General features: G+C 36.2%; 16 protein-coding genes and 2 pseudogenes. 3 read left to right on the top strand and 15 right to left on the bottom strand.

The window, feature by feature from the left end:
- Positions 1-43: 43 nt before the first annotated feature.
- The 9 genes and pseudogenes from IGL90_RS06590 to IGL90_RS06550 form a co-directional block, all read right to left on the bottom strand.
- Positions 44-902 (bottom strand): annotated as a pseudogene (locus IGL90_RS06590) (IS30 family transposase).
- Positions 888-1025 (bottom strand): annotated as a pseudogene (locus tag IGL90_RS06585) (helix-turn-helix domain-containing protein); the annotation flags it as partial. The pseudogenes IGL90_RS06585 and IGL90_RS06590, both read right to left, overlap by 15 nt.
- A gap of 218 nt (positions 1026-1243) precedes the next feature.
- A complete protein-coding gene (locus IGL90_RS06580; protein ID WP_048736810.1) occupies positions 1244-1873 on the bottom strand; it encodes an HAD family hydrolase in 630 nt (209 codons plus the stop codon).
- 8 nt (positions 1874-1881) lie between these two features.
- Complete coding sequence (locus IGL90_RS06575) at positions 1882-2643, bottom strand: DeoR/GlpR family DNA-binding transcription regulator (RefSeq protein WP_048736808.1); 762 nt, start codon at positions 2641-2643, stop codon at positions 1882-1884.
- A gap of 222 nt (positions 2644-2865) precedes the next feature.
- Complete coding sequence (locus IGL90_RS06570; protein WP_048736806.1) at positions 2866-4302, bottom strand: catalase; 1437 nt, start codon at positions 4300-4302, stop codon at positions 2866-2868.
- Positions 4303-4604: 302 nt separating this feature from the next.
- A complete protein-coding gene (locus IGL90_RS06565) occupies positions 4605-5615 on the bottom strand; it encodes a hypothetical protein (RefSeq protein WP_048736805.1) in 1011 nt (336 codons plus the stop codon).
- Between the two features lie 138 nt (positions 5616-5753).
- Positions 5754-6179 (bottom strand): 8-oxo-dGTP diphosphatase, encoded by a 426-nt coding sequence (locus IGL90_RS06560; protein WP_002394459.1) that lies wholly within the window; start codon positions 6177-6179, stop codon positions 5754-5756.
- An 87-nt stretch (positions 6180-6266) separates the two neighbouring features.
- On the bottom strand, positions 6267-8045 hold the full coding sequence (locus tag IGL90_RS06555) for an ABC transporter ATP-binding protein (protein WP_002360293.1): 1779 nt from the start codon (positions 8043-8045) through the stop codon (positions 6267-6269).
- The gene (locus IGL90_RS06550; protein WP_048736801.1) at positions 8038-9786 is read right to left on the bottom strand and encodes an ABC transporter ATP-binding protein; all 1749 of its coding nucleotides are present in this window, start codon (positions 9784-9786) and stop codon (positions 8038-8040) included. Before IGL90_RS06550 ends, IGL90_RS06555 begins: the two co-directional genes overlap by 8 nt.
- A gap of 136 nt (positions 9787-9922) precedes the next feature.
- On the opposite strand from IGL90_RS06550, the gene IGL90_RS06545 reads away from it, so the two are divergent.
- Positions 9923-10741: a helix-turn-helix transcriptional regulator gene (locus IGL90_RS06545; RefSeq protein ID WP_002357554.1), complete on the top strand. Its 819-nt coding sequence runs from the start codon at positions 9923-9925 to the stop codon at positions 10739-10741.
- Between the two features lie 54 nt (positions 10742-10795).
- Here the strand turns inward: IGL90_RS06545 and IGL90_RS06540 are convergent, their stop codons facing one another.
- Both IGL90_RS06540 and IGL90_RS06535 read right to left on the bottom strand, forming a co-directional pair.
- Positions 10796-11323 carry a GNAT family N-acetyltransferase gene (locus tag IGL90_RS06540; RefSeq protein ID WP_002357555.1) on the bottom strand — a complete coding sequence of 176 codons (528 nt, stop codon included), beginning with the start codon at positions 11321-11323 and terminating at the stop codon, positions 10796-10798.
- A 19-nt stretch (positions 11324-11342) separates the two neighbouring features.
- The gene (locus IGL90_RS06535; protein WP_048736800.1) at positions 11343-11843 is read right to left on the bottom strand and encodes a GNAT family N-acetyltransferase; all 501 of its coding nucleotides are present in this window, start codon (positions 11841-11843) and stop codon (positions 11343-11345) included.
- A gap of 176 nt (positions 11844-12019) precedes the next feature.
- On the opposite strand from IGL90_RS06535, the gene IGL90_RS06530 reads away from it, so the two are divergent.
- A complete protein-coding gene (locus IGL90_RS06530) occupies positions 12020-12628 on the top strand; it encodes an NUDIX hydrolase N-terminal domain-containing protein (protein ID WP_002363964.1) in 609 nt (202 codons plus the stop codon).
- Between the two features lie 50 nt (positions 12629-12678).
- On the opposite strand, the gene IGL90_RS06525 is transcribed toward IGL90_RS06530, so the two are convergent.
- The 4 genes from IGL90_RS06525 to IGL90_RS06510 all read right to left on the bottom strand — a co-directional run bounded on the left by IGL90_RS06525 (position 12679) and on the right by IGL90_RS06510 (position 16920).
- Positions 12679-14019: an NADH oxidase gene (locus IGL90_RS06525; RefSeq protein ID WP_048736798.1), complete on the bottom strand. Its 1341-nt coding sequence runs from the start codon at positions 14017-14019 to the stop codon at positions 12679-12681.
- A 297-nt stretch (positions 14020-14316) separates the two neighbouring features.
- Positions 14317-14760 (bottom strand): Fur family transcriptional regulator, encoded by a 444-nt coding sequence (locus IGL90_RS06520; protein WP_002357560.1) that lies wholly within the window; start codon positions 14758-14760, stop codon positions 14317-14319.
- A gap of 138 nt (positions 14761-14898) precedes the next feature.
- On the bottom strand, positions 14899-15831 hold the full coding sequence (gene cysK / locus IGL90_RS06515; protein ID WP_002357561.1) for a cysteine synthase A: 933 nt from the start codon (positions 15829-15831) through the stop codon (positions 14899-14901).
- Positions 15832-16059: 228 nt separating this feature from the next.
- Complete coding sequence (locus IGL90_RS06510; protein WP_002357562.1) at positions 16060-16920, bottom strand: glucosaminidase domain-containing protein; 861 nt, start codon at positions 16918-16920, stop codon at positions 16060-16062.
- A gap of 354 nt (positions 16921-17274) precedes the next feature.
- Between IGL90_RS06510 and IGL90_RS06505 the strand changes: the two genes are divergently transcribed.
- Positions 17275-18465, top strand: a complete 1191-nt coding sequence (locus tag IGL90_RS06505) for an MFS transporter (protein ID WP_048736796.1) — start codon at positions 17275-17277, stop codon at positions 18463-18465.
- The last annotated feature ends 48 nt before the right edge of the window (positions 18466-18513 follow it).

Genomic DNA, 18513 nt, shown 5'->3' with positions numbered 1-18513 from the left:
GAAAGAGAAGTGCAATTTATCGGCTAAAGTTTTTTATTCTATTCTAGTTAACATAATATACATTATACAAAGTAGTTTTGAATTGGCGAATGTGCGGTGATTTCCACTTAAAGATTTTTCGTGGCCGTAAATTCATACTTTGAACAGCTTGATTGATCTTATTTTGAGAAATATTTTTAAAATTAGATGGTTTTGGAAAATATTCTCTGAGTAATCCATTATGATTTTCATTTGATCCGCGTTCATGTGGCGCGCATGGATTAGCATAATAGATTTTGCAGTCAAAAGTGTCTTCAATAAGTCCAATTTCAAACTGATTGACAAACTCGCTTCCACGGTCACATGTGATCGATTTCACACTATGTGGATACATTTCCACTAGACGCTTAATTGCTGTCATCATGGATCTACCTGTCTTGTTCGGTATCTTAATTGCTACATAATGCCTTGTTTTACGTTCTATGAATGTTGCTAGACACAACGGTATCTGCTTCCCAATGACCGAACTCCGTTCGTAACTGAACCTCTTCTGGTCGGTTCTCCAACGTGCGCCCTTCAAAGAAAGCTCGATCCGGCCGTTTTAATCGTTTCCCAGTATTCTTTATTTTGTAACGTTTTCCACGACCGCGTAATTTCTTAATATCGAAAGGAACGATCTTTTTGTAAATCCAGTTATAAATTGTTGATGTACAAACCTTTACACTACGAACTGCGTTCGCTATCTGTTCCGGCGAATATTTCATATCAAGATACTTCATGATAGTTTTAGTATTGTGTACAGTAGCCTTAGTAGTTGTTCCGCAATTTTTCTTGCGAATACGTACTAAATTACCAGCGCTAGTTGCTTGATAAGGCAAACTAGCGAGACTCTTCTTCTTTCTTTGCTCGGAACCACGTTTGATCTCTCTAGAGATCGTGGATCTATGCCGATCCAATCGGCGAGCTATCTCAGCCTGAGAGACTCCTTCCTTCAGATACGCTTCTATTTGTCCACGCTCTTCAGCTGATAAATGGTTATACGACATTTCATAAACTCCTATCTAAAAAAACAAACCCAACAAACGACGCTTCTAGTAAATCACAAAGATTTCTGCCCACAAATCCCTTAATGACAAGGCGTTCGTAGGTAGACCATTCTCATTTCACAATCTAGGTGATTGAAATCCTTGCTACGACAATCACTTGAAATAATCCTCACTTATGTTAACCGTTAATGAAATAACATATTTTTTAGTAAGCTGATCTATTTTAAGTGTTGTAATATTTCTAGAGGAGTTTCTAAACTAATATCTGCACTTGAGAATAGTGGATTTTCTTTTGCTCCCCACTTTGCTAAAGCAAATTTAGCTCCAGCTGATTGTGAGCTATGCATATCATAGATAGAATCGCCTATATAAATTGTTTCTTCGGGTAAACTTCCTAATTTATTTAATGCATATAGAATTGGTTCAGGATTAGGTTTATGTTTCGTTGTATCAGAGGCAGTTACTGAAATATCAAAAAGTTTACTTAAACCAAAATGTTCAAATTCATTTTCCATTTCTTCATTTGTTTTGGATGTAACGATCCCAATTTGTATCTCGTTTTCTTTTAACTTAGTCAATGCTTCTTCCACTTGAGGAAACAAAGTCGCAAGATGAGAGTATTGTTTAACATTTTCGGACCAACATGCATGTAGCTTATCAACTTCCTCTCCAGATGATGAATACCGTTCAATTGCTTTTTTACCTGGTATACCTAAGATATACTCTAAATTTTCTTCTGGAACGTCCAAGTTTTTCTCTTCTTTTAGAGTTTTTTGTAAAGACTTAATCATGACAAATTCTGTATCTAAGATTGTTCCATCTACGTCAAATAATACCGTTTTAATCATGTTTGCACCTACTTTGAATTTATTATAGAGACATTACTATCTGATATTGTTCTTTCTAAATCATCTGGTAGACGACTTTCTATAACAAGAAAATCAATATCTTCGAAATCTAAACCTTTATAGTTATGACTTAATCCGATTTTTGTATTATCAATTAGTAAAACTACAAGTTTGGATTGTTTTCTTATCTTTTTTTTGAAATCTATATCTTCATCGTAGGCGTAATAAATGCCTGAAGTTGTGATTCCAGCGGCACTCATAAAAGCAACATCAAAGATAAATGAATCCAGCTCAAGCATTGGTTTCGTTCCAACGACATTTCGTTTGATAGGATCGACGCTTCCACCTAAAATCTTAGTTTTACATTTAGTATTTCTCAATAGTTGGTCGGTAATATCTAATGAATTTGTCGTTGCTATGACATTCTCATAAGGTCTTATATGTCTTGGAATGCAACTGACCGTTGTCGAAATATCTAAAAAAATATGGGAATTATCTTTTACTAAATTACTAGCAGTTTTTGCTAGAATATCTTTTTCAGCACTGAGATCTTCAGTACGTTCAAGATATTCATCTAAACGACTAAAGGTATTGGGCAAACTAATTCCACCATATGTGCGATCAATAGCATTACTTTGAGCTAATTTGACAATATCTCTTCTTGCTGTATCTCTTGAAGAACCTGTTAAGTTTATAATTTCCTTCAAACTAAGAGTTCCGCGCGTCTTCAATTCCTCTAAAATTAACTCAAGTCGTTTCTTTTGAATCATAAACATGCCTCCTTTTAAGCTGGTATAAGCATATTTGTACATTAGCTTAAAATAGCTTATTTGTCAATGTTAACCCTCGATACATAACAAAAACACTCAACAATAATTTGCTGAGTGTTGCACTTTATTCTAGTATTCGGGAGTAGAGTAAAAAGCATTGAAAAGCAAACAAAACCAGTCTTTAGTTTATCTAGACTGGTTTTGTCACGTACGTTATATAAATTATGCTTGTTGCTTGATGGCTTGTGCGACGCGTGCTCCATATTCTGGATTTACTCTAGTGAACAAATCAATTTGACGCGCGATGATTTCTTGATTTTTCACTTGACCTAAAGATGCCGCTATATTGTTAATTAAGTTTTCTTTTTCTTCGCTTGGCAGCAAATTATACAAAGCGTTTGCTTGTGTAAAGTGATCTTGATTATAGCTATAATTACCAACATTTCCCTCAACTTCAAAGGAGCTAATTTTCGCCTTAGGATCTTCTTTTGGTGTTTCAGTATAACTATTTGGTTCGTAATTAATTTCGCTATTGCCATTGTCAAAACGCATATTGCCGTCTTTTTGGTAGTTATTTACAGGTGCTTTTGCTTGGTTGATTGGCAATTGGTGACTATTAGCGCCCACGCGATGACGATGTGCGTCCCCATAAGCGAACAAACGTCCTTGCAATAATTTATCTGGAGAAGCTTCAATACCAGGAACGAAATTCCCTGGTGAAAATGTTACTTGTTCAACCTCTGCAAAATAATTCTCTGGATTTCTATTTAAAGTCATCGTGCCAACTTCAATCAGCGGATACTCTTTTTGAGAAACCGTTTTTGTTACATCAAAAAGAGTTTCTTTCATTGTTAACGCATCTGCATACGGGATAATTTGCACAGATAATGTCCAAGAAGGAAATTCTTGATTTTCAATTGCATTATGCAAATCTTCAATATGGAAATCTGGGTTTTTCCCAGCAATTTCTTCTGCTAATTGACTCTCTAGATTTTTGATTCCTTGATTCGTCTTGAAGTGATATTTAACAAAAAATACTTCTCCAGCAGCATTGACCCATTTGAATGTATGGCTACCAAAACCATGCATGTGACGGAACGACAACGGAATGCCACGATCACTCATTAAAATTGTTACTTGATGAAGGCTTTCCGGTGAATGAGACCAAAAATCCCAAACTGCTTCTGGACTTTTCAAATGCGTCCGCGGATTTCTTTTTTGGCTATGAATAAAATCTGGAAACTTAATTGCATCACGAATGAAAAAAATGGGCGTATTATTGCCAACTAAGTCGTAATTTCCTTCATCTGTATAGAATTTAAGCGCAAAACCGCGAGGATCACGCAATGTATCTGATGAACCTAACTCTCCAGCTACAGTTGAAAAACGAGCGAATAAAGGTGTTTCTTTGCCAACTTCAGATAAAAAATCTGCTTTAGTATATTGTGCCATTGATTGACTCACCTTGAAAACACCATGAGCACCAGCACCTTTGGCATGAACAACCCGTTCTGGTACGCGCTCACGATTAAAATGAGCTAATTTTTCTAATAAATGAACGTCTTGGATTAGGACAGGTCCAAATTCTCCTGCAGTTAGCGAATTTTGATTATCGCCAACTGGACTTCCTTGTGACGTAGTTAAATGTTGATTTTTCACCTAAAACACTCCTTCATCTAAAATTATACTCATTGTATAAAAAAACCACTCTGCATAACAAAAATAATGCTTAAAAACACTCGAAAACATTTGTTATTTAATAGAATGATTAAAAATAGCAGTAGAATTTAAATCAAAAACAAATGTATTAACTTTAAACTGTTTACACCACCAAAAATAACAACCAATAATTCAAAGAAAACTAAAATGCTGTTTTTTTATTCAAAAAAGACCTAGCATCCCAATCATGCTAGGTCTTTCGTTACTTTTTTTGAGGGACCGTTTTTATTGGTCATTCAGCGTTATTGATTGATCGCAACAGTCGTGTCTTCAGTCGATAGACCTGTCATAGAGGTGCTATCGGAAAATATTTTTTCAACTTCTTGTTCTGATAAAATATTTTCTTTCTTAGGCATTGAAATCGTCGCTTTTTTGGCTTTTTGTGTAATGCTAATTTTACTAGATAATGATTCAAGTCCCATGTCAACGTTCTTGTCTTGCTGCGGTTTCACATTAATCAACATATTTGTTTTATTTTCTTTTGTATTAACAGAAACTTTAGCAGAAACATCTTTGATTTTTTCGAAAGGATCTTGTTCTTTACCTTTCTCAGATGCTTCTGTCGTAATTTTGATTAACTTTTGTAATTCTTTTTTTGTAAACGTATGGGTAATGGTGTCCCCTTTTTTCTCGAACGTATCCTTGTCTAATCCTTCTAAAAACTCTTTGTATTCTTCCATCGTTTGCTTAAGGTCTTCTTCAGATTCTTGAGTCTCTTTAATTGTATCTTGCCATTCTTTCGCGCTTTCCTCGTTCATTGCTAAAAGATCAATGTATTTTCCTTTTAGTTTTTCTGTATCTAACTGAGAACTGTCAATAGCACCGTCAGTCATTGAGTCTGCGACAGCGACAATATATTCCATCATATCTGTTGCTAAATAGAGTTTTGGCTCTTTGCCCTCGTTATCTAATGATCCAACCAATGAAATCGGTACATCCATGCCCATCGCTTTTAATTTCATCTCTAAGTTGAATGCTTTTTCTTTTTTGGCATCTACTTGAATCTTCCCAGAAAGCGATGCGTCTTTGATTTGCGTGATGAGCATCCCGATCATAGGATTCGTTTGTGCACCATCTTCTTGTGAAAATTTCATGTCACTAATTGACATAGAGAAATCCCAAACCCCAGATTCTTGTGCGTTTTGATTGCCGATCCCTTGAATGAACTCATCTTTCGCACTTTTGCCACAGCCTGTCAGTAACAAAGCTGAACAGAAAACGCCTGCGATAATCCCCACTTTTCTTTTTAACACACTTTTTCCCCCTCATTATATAAAAATTAATTCCCTTTTATTAAGAATAGCAAACATTGCTTATAAATAGCAATGTTTAATTTTAGATTTCCTCTCTTTTAATAAGTGGGATTGATTTAATCTTTTAGGTTTGAATCATTAAGCTGTATTATTTTTAAAATAAAATTGCTTTTCGCCAAAAAATACTGGGAAAAGTTCTGCTAAACTGCCAGCTAAAGGACCTTCTCGCAATTCTTTTTCAGTGACCCAAAACAAGGGTTGTTCCGTTTCTTCTGGTAGTTCATCCGCTGTTTCTGCAATGAATAATGTGGCTAATTCCCGCGCACCCGAACAATCATTCAGCCATTCTGCAACACCTACTAATTGTGGCTTTAGCACTAAGCCTGTTTCTTCAAGGAGTTCGCGAACCATGGCTGTTTCCATACCCTCGTTTTTTTCAACATGCCCGCCAGGGAACGTCCAACCAGGCCAATCCTTTTTTTGTCGTTCTTGCACAAGGATTTCATTTTTCTGATTTCTAATCATACATAATGTTGTTAATTCCACTTCAAAATTCCGCTTCATTTGGCACCTCATCATTTTTCCTTTGTTAAGGTTACGATACAGAAAAACAGAGAAAGATTCAACTAAGAATTTTCTCTGTTTTATCATCTAGCTCTTTAATAAGTCGTATTGCGATTGATATAAATGATGATATAACGCATGTTTTGCCATTAGTTGATCATGAGATCCTTCTTCCACAATACGACCACCATCAATATAGAAAATTTTATCGCTATTTTTGATGGTAGAAAGTCGATGAGCAATAATAAACGATGTCCGTCCTTTCAGAAGTTGTTGTAATCCTTCTTGTAACAATTCTTCTGTTTTTGTATCAATACTGGAGGTTGCTTCGTCTAAAATTAAAATTTTGGGATCTGCCAGTAAAGCACGAGCAAATGAAATTAATTGGCGTTGTCCTGCCGAGAGTGTACTACCCCGCTCTTCCACAACTGTTTCATAGCCATCTTTTAAATCCTTGATAAAATCGTGCGCACGAACAATTTTTGCGGCTTGGATGACTTCTTCCTCTGTGGCTGCTAAATTTCCGTACCGAATGTTTTCAATAATCGTTCCTGAAAAAATAAACGTATCTTGAAGCATTACCCCCATTTGTTTCCTTAACGAACGGAGTGTCACATCGCGAACATCATAACCATCAATTTTAACGGCCCCTTCATTCACATCATAAAAACGACTTAACAAATTGATGATTGTTGTTTTACCCGCACCTGTTGGCCCAACCAAGGCGATTGTTTGTCCTGGCTCAATATGAAAACTAACATCGGTCAAAATATTTTTTCCTTCTTCATAACGGAAATAAACATGCTGAAAGTCGACGGTTCCTTTAATTGGCGGCAACTCAATAGCGTGCGGCGCATCTTGAATTTCTGGAACAACATCCATCGTTTCAAAAATCCTTTCCAAATAGGCAGTTGCAGTAATCAGAGAATTGTAAAAGTTACCAATATTGATGACCGGATTCCAAAAGTTATTGATATAACCGATAAAAGCAATTAGCGTCCCAGTGGTAACGGACACACCTAATTGACGGATTCCTACGAAATAGATAAAACAAGTCGTAATGACGGATATATTTTGCACTGCTGGCCATAATAAATACTGGACACGCACAGCTTTCATAAAGGATTGACGATATTCTTCGCTTACCTCGTTAAAAATCTGGAAATTTTCATCTTCTCGTGCAAAAGATTGTGTAATTTTAATTCCTGAAATACTTTCATGAATATAGGCATTTAAGTTTGATTGTTTATTGCTAAGCTCTTGGTAAGCTTTCCGTTGTTTCCCTTGGATAAATAGAACCATCACGAACAACACAGGCAATAGCAGTAAACTGTATAAGGTTAATTTCACATCAATAAATAACATGAAAATTAAGGTAATAATCACATTAAATAAATCAGAAATTAAATTGATCAATCCGTTACTTAGTAAATCACTTAACGTATTGATGTAATTGACCACCCGAATTAAGATTTTTCCATGCGGCCGACTGTCAAAATAAGAAAATGGTAATTTTTGTAGATGCTCAAAAATTGAAAAACGCATATCTTTTAAAATATCTTGTCCAATTTCTGTGATGGCATATATTCGATAACGCATACACCAACCAATAATCACCAAGGAAAATAGGAAAATAGCCCCTAGTATCAAGAGTAACGAGAGATTCTTTTGTGGAATTACTTGGTCAATCGCAATTTTAGTAAAGTAAGGGCCTAACATACTTGCCAGATTAGCTAATATGATGACAAATAATGTTTTAAAAACAGCTTTTTTGTAAGGTTTAATATAGGCGCCTAATCGTTTATAATGAGACCAATTAAATTCTTTTTCTAAAGTCTCATCTACATCAAACGTATTTCTAGCCACGCGACTCACCTTCCTTTGTCAGACCTAATTGTTTTTGATATACGTCAAAATATTTGCCTTTTTGTTCGACTAATTCGCTATGAGTACCGCTTTCCACCACACGGCCTTTTTCCATCATCAAAATTAAATTGGCCTCTCTCACAGAAGAAATTCGGTGGGCAATAATAAATGTCGTTTTCTTTTCCGTCAAACGACCTAGTTCTTTTTGAATTTTTGATTCTGTTTCCATATCAACAGCGGAAGTTGTGTCATCTAAAATTAAAATAGCTGGATCTTTGGTTAAAGCACGGGCTAGTGAAATCCGCTGTTTTTGGCCACCAGATAGGCCAACGCCGCGTTCACCAACAATTGTTGCATAACCTTCGGGCATTCTGGAAATAAAGCTATGGGCATCAGCAATTTCAGCCATCATTTGCACTTGTTCCAAGTTAGCCAGTGTATTACCAAAAGCAATGTTATCTTCTATCGTATTGGAAAAAAGAAAGACATCTTGCATAACCATGGAGATATTTTCTCGCAATTTACGAACAGAATAGCTTTTAGCATCTTTTCCATCAATATAAACAGTGCCTTTGGTTGGATCATAGAACCGAGCGATTAAGTTAACTAAAGTGGTTTTGCCTGAACCAGTTTCCCCTAAAATACCAATTGTTTCACCAGGTTTTGCTGAAAATGAAACATCCGATAAAATGGGGGTTTCTGGATCATCTGAAAAATGAAAGGACACGTGATCAAACGTCACATAGCCTTGGATCGGTTCTGCTTCTTTTTCCCGAGCAATGGGAATCTTCGGTTTCGTTGCTAATAACTGACGAATTTTAATGGACGATGCCGTAAAGCGTTGCACATCATTGATCAACCAGCCACTCATTCGCATCGGCATGTTCAACATCCAGAGAAAGCCGTTAAAGGCCACTAAATCACCAATTGTCATCCGACCTTGAATCACAAAGAGGCCACCAAGAACTAAGGCAATAACATTTAAACTACCTGCAAAACCGTCTAACCACGGTAAATATTTTTTAGAGACATCTGCGGAAGCCATATTCCATTTTTTATAGTCTTCATTGTGCTTGTTAAACTTTTCAATTTCATAAGGTTCTTGAGAAAAAGCTTTAACCACCCGATTTCCACCAATATTTTCTTCGACCATTGAATTTAACCGAGAAAAACTTTCCCGAATCTCAAAAAATACCGGATGCGATTCCTTCGACATTTTTTGTGTTAACAGAAAAATCAAAGGTGTAATTAAAATTAATGCCAGCATCAATTGCCAATTGATCGTCCCCATCACAATCACGGCTGCGATGAACCATAAAATACATTCTAAGAGGTTATAAGTGACCCAAGAAACGAAATGGCGGATAGCGTCTGTATCCCCTGTCATTCGCGCCATAATGTCGCCAACACGTGTATGATTAAAGAAATCAAAATCTAATTCTTGAAGTTTGATATACATATCTTTTCTTAAGTCAAATAACGCAGATTGTCCGACCGATTCAAACAAGACTTGATAACTATAACGAACAACTGTCCGAATAACGGTCACCCCAATCATAACCCCAAGAATTGGGACAAGCTCTTCAGTTTTCCCCTGATTGATTACTTGGTCTACAATTCTGCCAGATAACAATGGAATAATAACAATTAAAATAGCGTTAATAACGACAAAAATAACAGCTAGCAGTAACTTATTCTTATTTTTTTTAGCATATTGCCAAATCCATTCAAAACTATTCATTTTCTCCCCTACTCTCTCTTGTTTTTATGGACGTGTATAAGATTACTGTTTTTTTATAGGAAAAGAAATGGGCATTCTTGTATATTTTGATGTACAATATAGTATAGAAAGCGGATACAAGTAGGAGTGATTTTTTATGAACTACACAAATAGTCGAACGTTTAATCCTGAAATTTTATATGCCTTCGATCCTTGGAACGAAGAGACCCACCCTTATAATTGTCATCATCATGAATTTCTGGAAATATCTATTCTTTTAGAAGGTGAATCTGAATATATTGTTCAAGGGCAACAGTACCATGCCACTGCTGGTACGGTGTTTCTTTTTAATCCGCGAACGGAACATGGTGAGCAACAAAAAGCAGGAACTTACTCACATCAACTACACATTGGCATTTCAAATCTCTATTTAGAAGGCTTAGCGCGAAACGTATTTCCAAATAAATCAGCTTTATTAGATTTAAGTCATTTACATGGTGCTTTTTTAGAAAAAGCTTGGCAAATTGTTCATGAATTAAACCATCAAGAAGTTGAATCAGCGTTACAAATTAAAGCTTTAGTTATTGAACTATTGGTCTATATTTTAAGAAGCTTAGCAGTTGATCAAGAAAATAAAATTGAAACTCGGCTATCGAAAACGGAAAAAAGAAAACGAAATTTAGTCAATCATACGATTTATTATCTGGAAACGCACCATGACGAAGAAATTACTTTGGAACAGTTAGCAGAAATGTTATATGTTACCCCGACTTATTTGTCGAAAACCTTTAAAGCGGCCACAGGCGTTGGGCCAATCAATTATTTAATTCAAATCCGCTTAAACCATGCGAAAGAATTGCTGAAAAATGATTCCTTAAGTGTCAAAGAAGTGGCAAAAACGGTTGGTTACGAAGATGCCTATCATTTCAGTAAATTATTCAAAAAATATTATGGAAAATCCCCTTCACAATTTTAAGATAAAAAAACAAGGAATCGTCGGCTTCATTGCGTCCGTTTCCTTGTTTTTGCTTTACGTTGACTCTTTTAACTGTTTCGTCATTGTATAATCGGTATGGCGTTCATTTCCCATATAAAAATCATGTTCATCTGTTTTGACGAAGCCTAACGATTGATAAAATTTTTGCGCTGGATGATTATGTTCCCAAACACCTAACCAAACCGTCTCTTTTTCTGCTTCTTCCGCTAATTCAATTGCTTTCGTAATCAAATGTTTGCCTAAGCCTAAACGCTTAAAAGATTTACGAATATAAATGCGCTCAACTTGTAACGCTTGTGGATGTTGATAGGTAATCTGAGCATCACCGTGATTTAATTTCACATAACCTGCAAGTTCATTATTATAAAAAGCAAAGAAATATTGCGAATCTTTATGTAAGATTTCGCTTTCTAAAACTGCTGGACTAAATTTCCTCTCATAATGTGCCTGTAAATCCTCTTCGTTTTCGCCATCTCCATAAGTATCTGCAAAAGTCTCTTGGCAAATGGCCTCTAATTCTGGTACGTCTGCGACGGTACACTCTCTAATAAATACTGACATACTAAAACTCCTTTGTAGATTAAATCAACTGTTTAATTAAAATTAAACAAGGATTCCAAGCGTCCCATAATGTCGGAAAAACCTCAAGGCGCTTAAAACCCAATGATTCGTAAAAACGAATAGTATGATCGTACACGGAATAATTTCCTTCGTCAACTGTTTTGACTTGAATAAAAAAATAGTTATTTTTAGAATACGTTTCCACGCTTTCTATCAATAACTTGCCGATACCTTTGCGATGATACCGCTTTTTAACTGCCATACAATGGATTTCTACTGTATCTTTACTTGTTTCTGAAAGTGTTATAAAACCGAGTATTTTATTCTCTACATCCTTTGCCACCCACATAGGTAAAGTGCTAGCTATATCGATATACTTGCGGGTCTCTTTTTCAAGGTCAAACCATTCTGGAAGATTAAACAATACTTCTTGTGCTGCCTGAGTCTTTTTATCTGCATTTTTTTCCCTTATAATTGTAAATTCTTTCAATTTACAACCTCCTTTTTGTTTACATAACAAAATTATTGTATACCCAATCTTTTTTATTAAATAATAGCATAGGTAGTTTAAAAATGTAAGTTAGTCATTTATTCTTTATTATTTCCTTAAACCGACTCCTTTTCTCGCTAAATCTGCCCTTCCTTTGTTTTTTTCTGTTAAACTAAACGTATTAAGTCTATGAGGAGCGTGCGTATATGGATTATCTGAACACCTATAAGCGGTTGCTAGCATTGGCGGATGCAGGTCTTTTTTACGGGAAAGATGCTTTTGATCAAGAACGTTACCAAGAACTACGAGAACTTACGTTACAACTTATTAGCGCAACCGGACCCGAAGCGACTGTCTTGCCCGACTTAGAAAAAATCTTAACTAAAGAGGAAGGTTATCCAACACCGAAAGTAGATGTTCGCGGTTTAATAAAAAAAGAGAATCGTTTTTTATTAGTTGAAGATTTACGGACCAAAGAATGGTCATTACCTGGTGGCTATGCCGAAATTGGCTGCTCTCCTAAAGAAAATATTGAAAAAGAAGTATTGGAAGAAACTGGCTTAGTTGTTACAGCAAAAGAATTGCTTGCTGTTTATGATACAGATAAACGAAAAGACATTCCTCAACTATTTCAGTACTATAAAATGATCTTTTCTTGTGAGATTTTAGAAAATCATCCCTTTGAAAAAAACATTGAAACCTCGAATTGTGCTTATTTTTCTTTAGATAATCTCCCCCCTCTTTCTATCAAACGAACAACGAAAGAGCAATTAATGGCATTAATGAACCAAACAACTGGAGCGCTTAGTGACTAACAAAAAAGATGAGGAACAGAAGTTCTTCATCCTTTTTCTATTATTATTAATTACATATTTTCTAAAGCGGCTTGGGCTAATAAGTTTAAGTAGTTCCAAGGGCGATCAAAATGTGGTTGGAAGAAGAAATCAGAAATCGCTAAATCTTCGACAGTCATTTTATTTTGGACCGCTAATGATAAAGTATTGGCAGATTGTGTGATATCATATTTAGACATCAATTGACCACCAACAATGCGTTGTGTTCCTTTTTCATAGACTAATTCCATCAGAACTTTTTCAGTTGTTGGCATAAACTCTGGACGATAGTTATCTTCGAAAACAGTTGCTTCGACATCTAGTCCGTTTAATTTGGCACTTTCTTTTGTCACACCTGTTGAACCAATTTTCCAACCGAATAAATATAAACCAGAAGTTCCCTGTGTGCCACGATAAGCCAATTTTTGTTCAGTCAAATTACGACCTACTAGCATACCTTGACGAACAGCATTCGTTGCTAATGGGATATAATTTTTTGTTTGACTTGGGTTGTAGTGAACAACTGCACTATCACCCGCAGCAAAAATATCAGGATTGCTTGTTTGCATATACTCATTGACTTCAATTGCACCATTTGGTAACATGTCAACTTTATCTTTTAATAATTCTGTATTTGGACGGAAACCAACACACATAATCACCATATCTGCTTCGAATTCTTGACTTGGTGTAATGACTTTTGCTACTTTTCCTTGCTCATCTGCTACGAATTGTTGGACATTTTCACCTAAAGCTAAATTAACGCCACGATCAACTAATTCTTTTTCTAGAACATCTGTGAATGGCTTATCTAAATATTTATTTAAAATGCGGTCTAACCCGTCAACTAAAGTGACTTCTTTACCAGATTCTACAAAAGCTTCTACTAATTCAATACCAATATAACCGCCACCAACGACAACGACACGTTTGGCATCTTTCGCTTTTTCGATGATCACGTTGGCTTGTGAATAGTTCTTACATAATAAAATATTTTCAGCATCAATTCCTGGAATTGGTGGAATAATTGGCCAAGAACCAGTTGTCATCACTAATTTATCATAAGAAACGGTCTCAGTTGCACCCGTTTGTAAGTTTTTTGCTGTAACAGTTTTGTCGTCCACGTTGATTTCTTCAACATTGTGTTCCATCTTCACTGTTGCTCCTAAAGAAGCCAGTTCTTCTGGATTTGAATAAAATAAATCAGCAGCATTTTTAACTACGCCTCCAACGTACAAGGCAATTCCGCAAGATAGGAAGGAAATATTGTCATTTCTTTCATATACAGTGACTTCCGCCTCCGAGTGATTTGCTAAAATACTTTTAACTGCTGAAGTTCCAGCATGGGTACATCCTACGACTACGACTTTCATGTTGTAAATCCCTTCTTTCACAATCTTTGTTTTGCAGAGGTGACGTCTCCCTCTGTCTGTTTAAAATATATCAGAGGAATCAAGCTTATTCGAGTTCTATGCTTGTGAATCGCATATAAAAAAATTCACAAACTGTTGCTAATTCTTAATAATAGCTAGTTAATTTTTTGTTTTTAAGAATTTAAAAGTCAATAACCACACAAAAAAACAAGCATAAGAGTGAAAACTCTTACGCTTGTGAAATTTGCCTAGACAAGTGACTTATCTTTTGATAAATTTTTAACAGTATGTAATTTTTTACACATTCTCCTGTTGTGCTTGTTGGCAATCTGGACATAATCCATATAATTCTAAACGATGTTCATTAATTTCGAAGCCTGTTAATTTACTAGCGGCCATTTCAACGTCCTCTAACCCTGGATAATGAAAATCAACGATTTTACCACATTTTTGACAAATCACGTGATAATGTTTCTTCGAACTAAAATCAAAACGACTAGATGCATCGCCATAACTCATTTCTTGAACGAAACCGATTTCAGTAAATAAACGTAGATTGTTGTAAACCGTTGCTACACTCATATTTGGAAAATGATCTTCTAGTGCGCGATAAATTTCATCAGCTGTTGGGTGTGTATGATTTTCGATTAAATATTCCAAGATAGCATAACGTTGCGGAGTAATTCGGATATTGGCTTCTTTTAATTCAGCAAGTGCATTTTTAACCAATACGTTGTCCATCTTTGTATCCCTCCCCTGTCTATCTTTCTTAAATAATACTATTTCTTATTACGATTGACAAGAATTATTGTAGGATTCTCGTGGAAAAAACGAGCATTTTACTAAACTAAGAGAAATGCTCGTTTTTTTGCGTGTTTTTTATTCTGGAAATTCGTAAAGAGCTGTCGAAAGATAACGTTCACCGTTATCTGGAACCAGCGCTAAGACACGTTTGCCTGCGCCTAATTCAACTGCCAAATCAATGGCAGCTTTAATTGCTGCCCCTGCTGAAATCCCCACAAGGATGCCTTCTTTTGGCCCCATTAAACGAGCAGTTTCTAATGCGTCTTCACTAGAAACAGCGGCAACTTTTTGATAAACAGTGGTGTCTAAAACTTCTGGGACAAAACCAGCGCCTATTCCTTGGATTTTATGTGGACCTGGTTCGCCACCTTCTAAAACAGGCGACTCCGTTGGTTCTACTGCAACAATTTCAATATCTGGAAAAATCCGTTTCAATTCATGGCCAACTCCTGTAACGGTTCCTCCAGTGCCAACACCAGAAACAAACGCATCTAAGCCACGTTTACCAAAGACATCAACAATTTCTTTTCCTGTTTTTTGTTCATGTACCATTGGATTAGCTGGATTATTAAATTGCAAAGGCATGAAGTACCCGTGTTCTTCTGCTAAGGCTGTGGCTTTTGCAATTGCCCCTTTCATTCCTTCGGCACCAGGGGTTAATAATAGATCAGCCCCATATGCTTGCATTAATTTGCGGCGTTCAATACTCATAGTATCTGGCATCACAATCTTAACTGGATATCCCAACGCAGCACCTACCATTGCTAACCCAATGCCTGTATTACCACTAGTCGGCTCAATAATCGTTTGTCCAGGTTTTAGGCGACCATCTGCTTCGGCTTGTTGGATCATGCTTAAAGCAATTCGATCTTTCACACTGCCACCAGGATTAAAGAACTCTAGTTTAACAAAAACATCTGCAGCTCCTTCTGGTACCATCCGTTTTAATTTCACAACTGGGCTTTGACCAATTAACTCTGTTACTGATTTTACATAACCTTTAGTCATAATCCTACATCCTCCAATTTTACAAACAATATAATAATTCTTTCTCTAAGCATAGCTCAAAAAAACGATTTCTACCAGAAAAACGAATTTTAGTTTGTGAAAAATTAAATAAAAAAACAGATTATGCTCATCAAATAATTGCTGCTAGCCCTACCTATTTTCACGATAAAAGACCTTACAAAAACTACTGCTTTTGTAAGGTCCGTCTTCAACTAAATAATTGCAAAATTAACCGATTTGGATGGTTTGACCCACCGATAAAACAGAATCCAATGTTAATCCATTTAGTGACATTAAATTATCAACTGTCGTTCCAAAACGTGCAGCAATGTCCCACAATGTGTCGCCGTTTGCGACAGTGTAACTTTGACTAGCTACAGTTTCTGCTGTTGCTGTTGCAGAAGCCGCTGTATCGATTGTTGTATCAACGGTTCCCGTTGTATCTGAATAACTAGTGGTTTGAGCGACTGGTGCTCCCCAATCATATTGAGTTAAATTATATGCTTCAATTAACCAATTCAATTTTTCGGCATAGCCTGGATCAGTTGCATAACTTCCAGCTAAAGCGGCTGTTGCATCGCGATAACTGCTAGTATTACTCTTCCAAACGCCTGAATAATGGTATGTATCCCCAAAAGCAGTGGAACGAATAACATTGGCATGATCTTGGAACGATTCCGCATAAGAATTATAACTTCTAAATGCTGCTGTGACGGTCACCCATTGTCCGTCTAAATATTCTTTTGTTGGCATATAAACAGATTGTCCATTATAACTTCCTTTTACACCAAACAAGTTATAGTTCGGTGCAGATGCTAACCCAGAACTACCATAACTACTTTCTAGCAACGCTTGAGCAATCATGACGGAAGCATACATATCATTGCTATTGGCAACGGCTGCTGCTGAATTTCCGATTTCATTAATAAATGCTTGCTGGCTAGATTCTGCTTGGGCAGGTACCGCAGCACCAACCACAGGTGCTAAAATCATTGAAGTCCCCGCAACGGCGGTAGCACGTTTATAAGCTTTTTGCTTTTTAAGAGCTTTTTGAATATGTTTACTACTTCTTGTTAACTGTTCGCTCATTCATTTTTCCTCCTCACTGTCTCACTTTTCTATTTTACCGTTAATTTCCTATTGAAACAAGAAATAAACGTATTAAATTTTGAGTTTTAAAATTTCTGTAATGTAATTGAAATCTTGTTTGTATTTAATTAACCCTCTTCACACTTGTGAAAACAACCACTTCTTCTTTTCAATTTGATGAGATTTTTGTTATTTATCCTCTTACTTTTCTTTATTTATTGTGATAAACTTTTTAATGGACTTGTCACTTTTTGAACAAACTTTATAAGAGAAGTCTGTTTTTGTAGTCAAAACAACTATTACCGAGTAGTTGTTGTATTACAAAATGAATTACATAGAAATGTAGGTGGTTAGATGAAGAAACAACAATCGGGTTTAACAAATCAAGTGACGTTTTTATTAGCGTTAACTTGCGGGGTTGTGGTCGCCAATATGTATTATATTCAACCAATTGGCACCCAAATTGCTCAGGCCTTTCAAGTCAGTATTGGTTCTATTGGTTTTGTTACTATGCTGACCCAATTAGGCTATGCGCTAGGCTTACTTTTTCTTGTTCCATTAGGCGATGTCGTTGATCGCCGCAAATTAATCATTCGAGTAGCCGCGCTCTCCTCGCTGTCTCTAAGTGCTGCGTTTTTTGCACCAAGTTTTCTCCTTTTTGCACTCTCTTCTTTTTTTATCGGGCTGCTCTCTATTGTCGCCCAAATTATTATTCCTTATGCTGCGGTCATGGCGGGACCAGTGAACCGTGGTAAAGTAACAGGTCGAATGCTGGGCGGACTATTGACAGGAATTTTATTGTCTCGAACGATCTCGGGTTTCATTGCTAGTGCAGCTTCTTGGCGAACAGTCTACTTAATCGCCGTAATATTCGTGTTAGCATTGGTCGTTCTACTTCAATTAAAATTGCCCAAAACAGTGATACATACTCAAACTTCAAATCGATTAACTTATTTAGGTTCTTTGAAAAGTCTTCCTAAGCTAATCAAATCGCAACCTTTGTTAAGAGAAGCAACTGTCAATGGCTTTTTTATGTTTGCAACCTTTTCAATCTTTTGGTCTACATTAATTTTCTTTGTTAGTAGTCCAGCTTATTATTGGGGACCGAAAGAAGTCGGTATTTTAGCAATTTTTGGGTTATCAGGGGCTTTCGTAGCACCCATCATTGGTCGTCTATCCGATTATTATCCAGAACGGAAGATTGTTTTGATTGGCCTGTTAATGCAGTTCGGTAGTTTTATCTTACTTTTTCTAGGTGGAACACATGTGGTCTTACTAATCTTAGCAATTATTGTTTTAGATATCGGTACTCAATTTGGGCAAGTAGCCAATCAAACACGCGTTCAAAATTTGGGAGAAGAAGCCAGCAATCGTAACAATACCGTCTTTATGTTTTTCTATTTCATCGGCGGTTCACTAGGGTCATTGATTGGGACATTAATGTGGCAAAACTATGGTTGGTCTGGTGTTACTTTAACTGGTATTGGATTCCAATTGTTCGCATTATTTTTTCACTTTATGCTCTTTGCTCCCAAAAAGAAATGAAGCAAAAAACCTGAATGCTATCACAAGCATTCAGGTTTTTTAATCTTT

This window comes from Enterococcus sp. DIV1307a (genome assembly GCF_050537425.1).
GTDB lineage: Bacteria > Bacillota > Bacilli > Lactobacillales > Enterococcaceae > Enterococcus > Enterococcus faecalis.
The sequence above is the reverse complement of the archived record's forward strand: the minus strand, read 5'-3'. Positions and strand labels throughout refer to the sequence as shown.

Bases quoted from the DNA above. Each gene is read 5' to 3' on its own strand.
- IGL90_RS06545 (WP_002357554.1), top strand. From the start codon at position 9,923: ATGAACTACACAAATAGTCGAACGTTTAATCCTGAAATTTTATATGCC.
- IGL90_RS06550 (WP_048736801.1), bottom strand. From the start codon at position 9,786: ATGAATAGTTTTGAATGGATTTGGCAATATGCTAAAAAAAATAAGAAT.
- IGL90_RS06525 (WP_048736798.1), bottom strand. From the start codon at position 14,019: ATGAAAGTCGTAGTCGTAGGATGTACCCATGCTGGAACTTCAGCAGTT.
- IGL90_RS06540 (WP_002357555.1), bottom strand. From the start codon at position 11,323: ATGTCAGTATTTATTAGAGAGTGTACCGTCGCAGACGTACCAGAATTA.
- IGL90_RS06575 (WP_048736808.1), bottom strand. From the start codon at position 2,643: ATGATTCAAAAGAAACGACTTGAGTTAATTTTAGAGGAATTGAAGACG.
- IGL90_RS06520 (WP_002357560.1), bottom strand. From the start codon at position 14,760: ATGGACAACGTATTGGTTAAAAATGCACTTGCTGAATTAAAAGAAGCC.
- IGL90_RS06505 (WP_048736796.1), top strand. From the start codon at position 17,275: ATGAAGAAACAACAATCGGGTTTAACAAATCAAGTGACGTTTTTATTA.
- IGL90_RS06560 (WP_002394459.1), bottom strand. From the start codon at position 6,179: ATGAAGCGGAATTTTGAAGTGGAATTAACAACATTATGTATGATTAGA.
- IGL90_RS06580 (WP_048736810.1), bottom strand. From the start codon at position 1,873: ATGATTAAAACGGTATTATTTGACGTAGATGGAACAATCTTAGATACA.
- IGL90_RS06510 (WP_002357562.1), bottom strand. From the start codon at position 16,920: ATGAGCGAACAGTTAACAAGAAGTAGTAAACATATTCAAAAAGCTCTT.
- cysK (WP_002357561.1), bottom strand. From the start codon at position 15,831: ATGACTAAAGGTTATGTAAAATCAGTAACAGAGTTAATTGGTCAAAGC.
- IGL90_RS06530 (WP_002363964.1), top strand. From the start codon at position 12,020: ATGGATTATCTGAACACCTATAAGCGGTTGCTAGCATTGGCGGATGCA.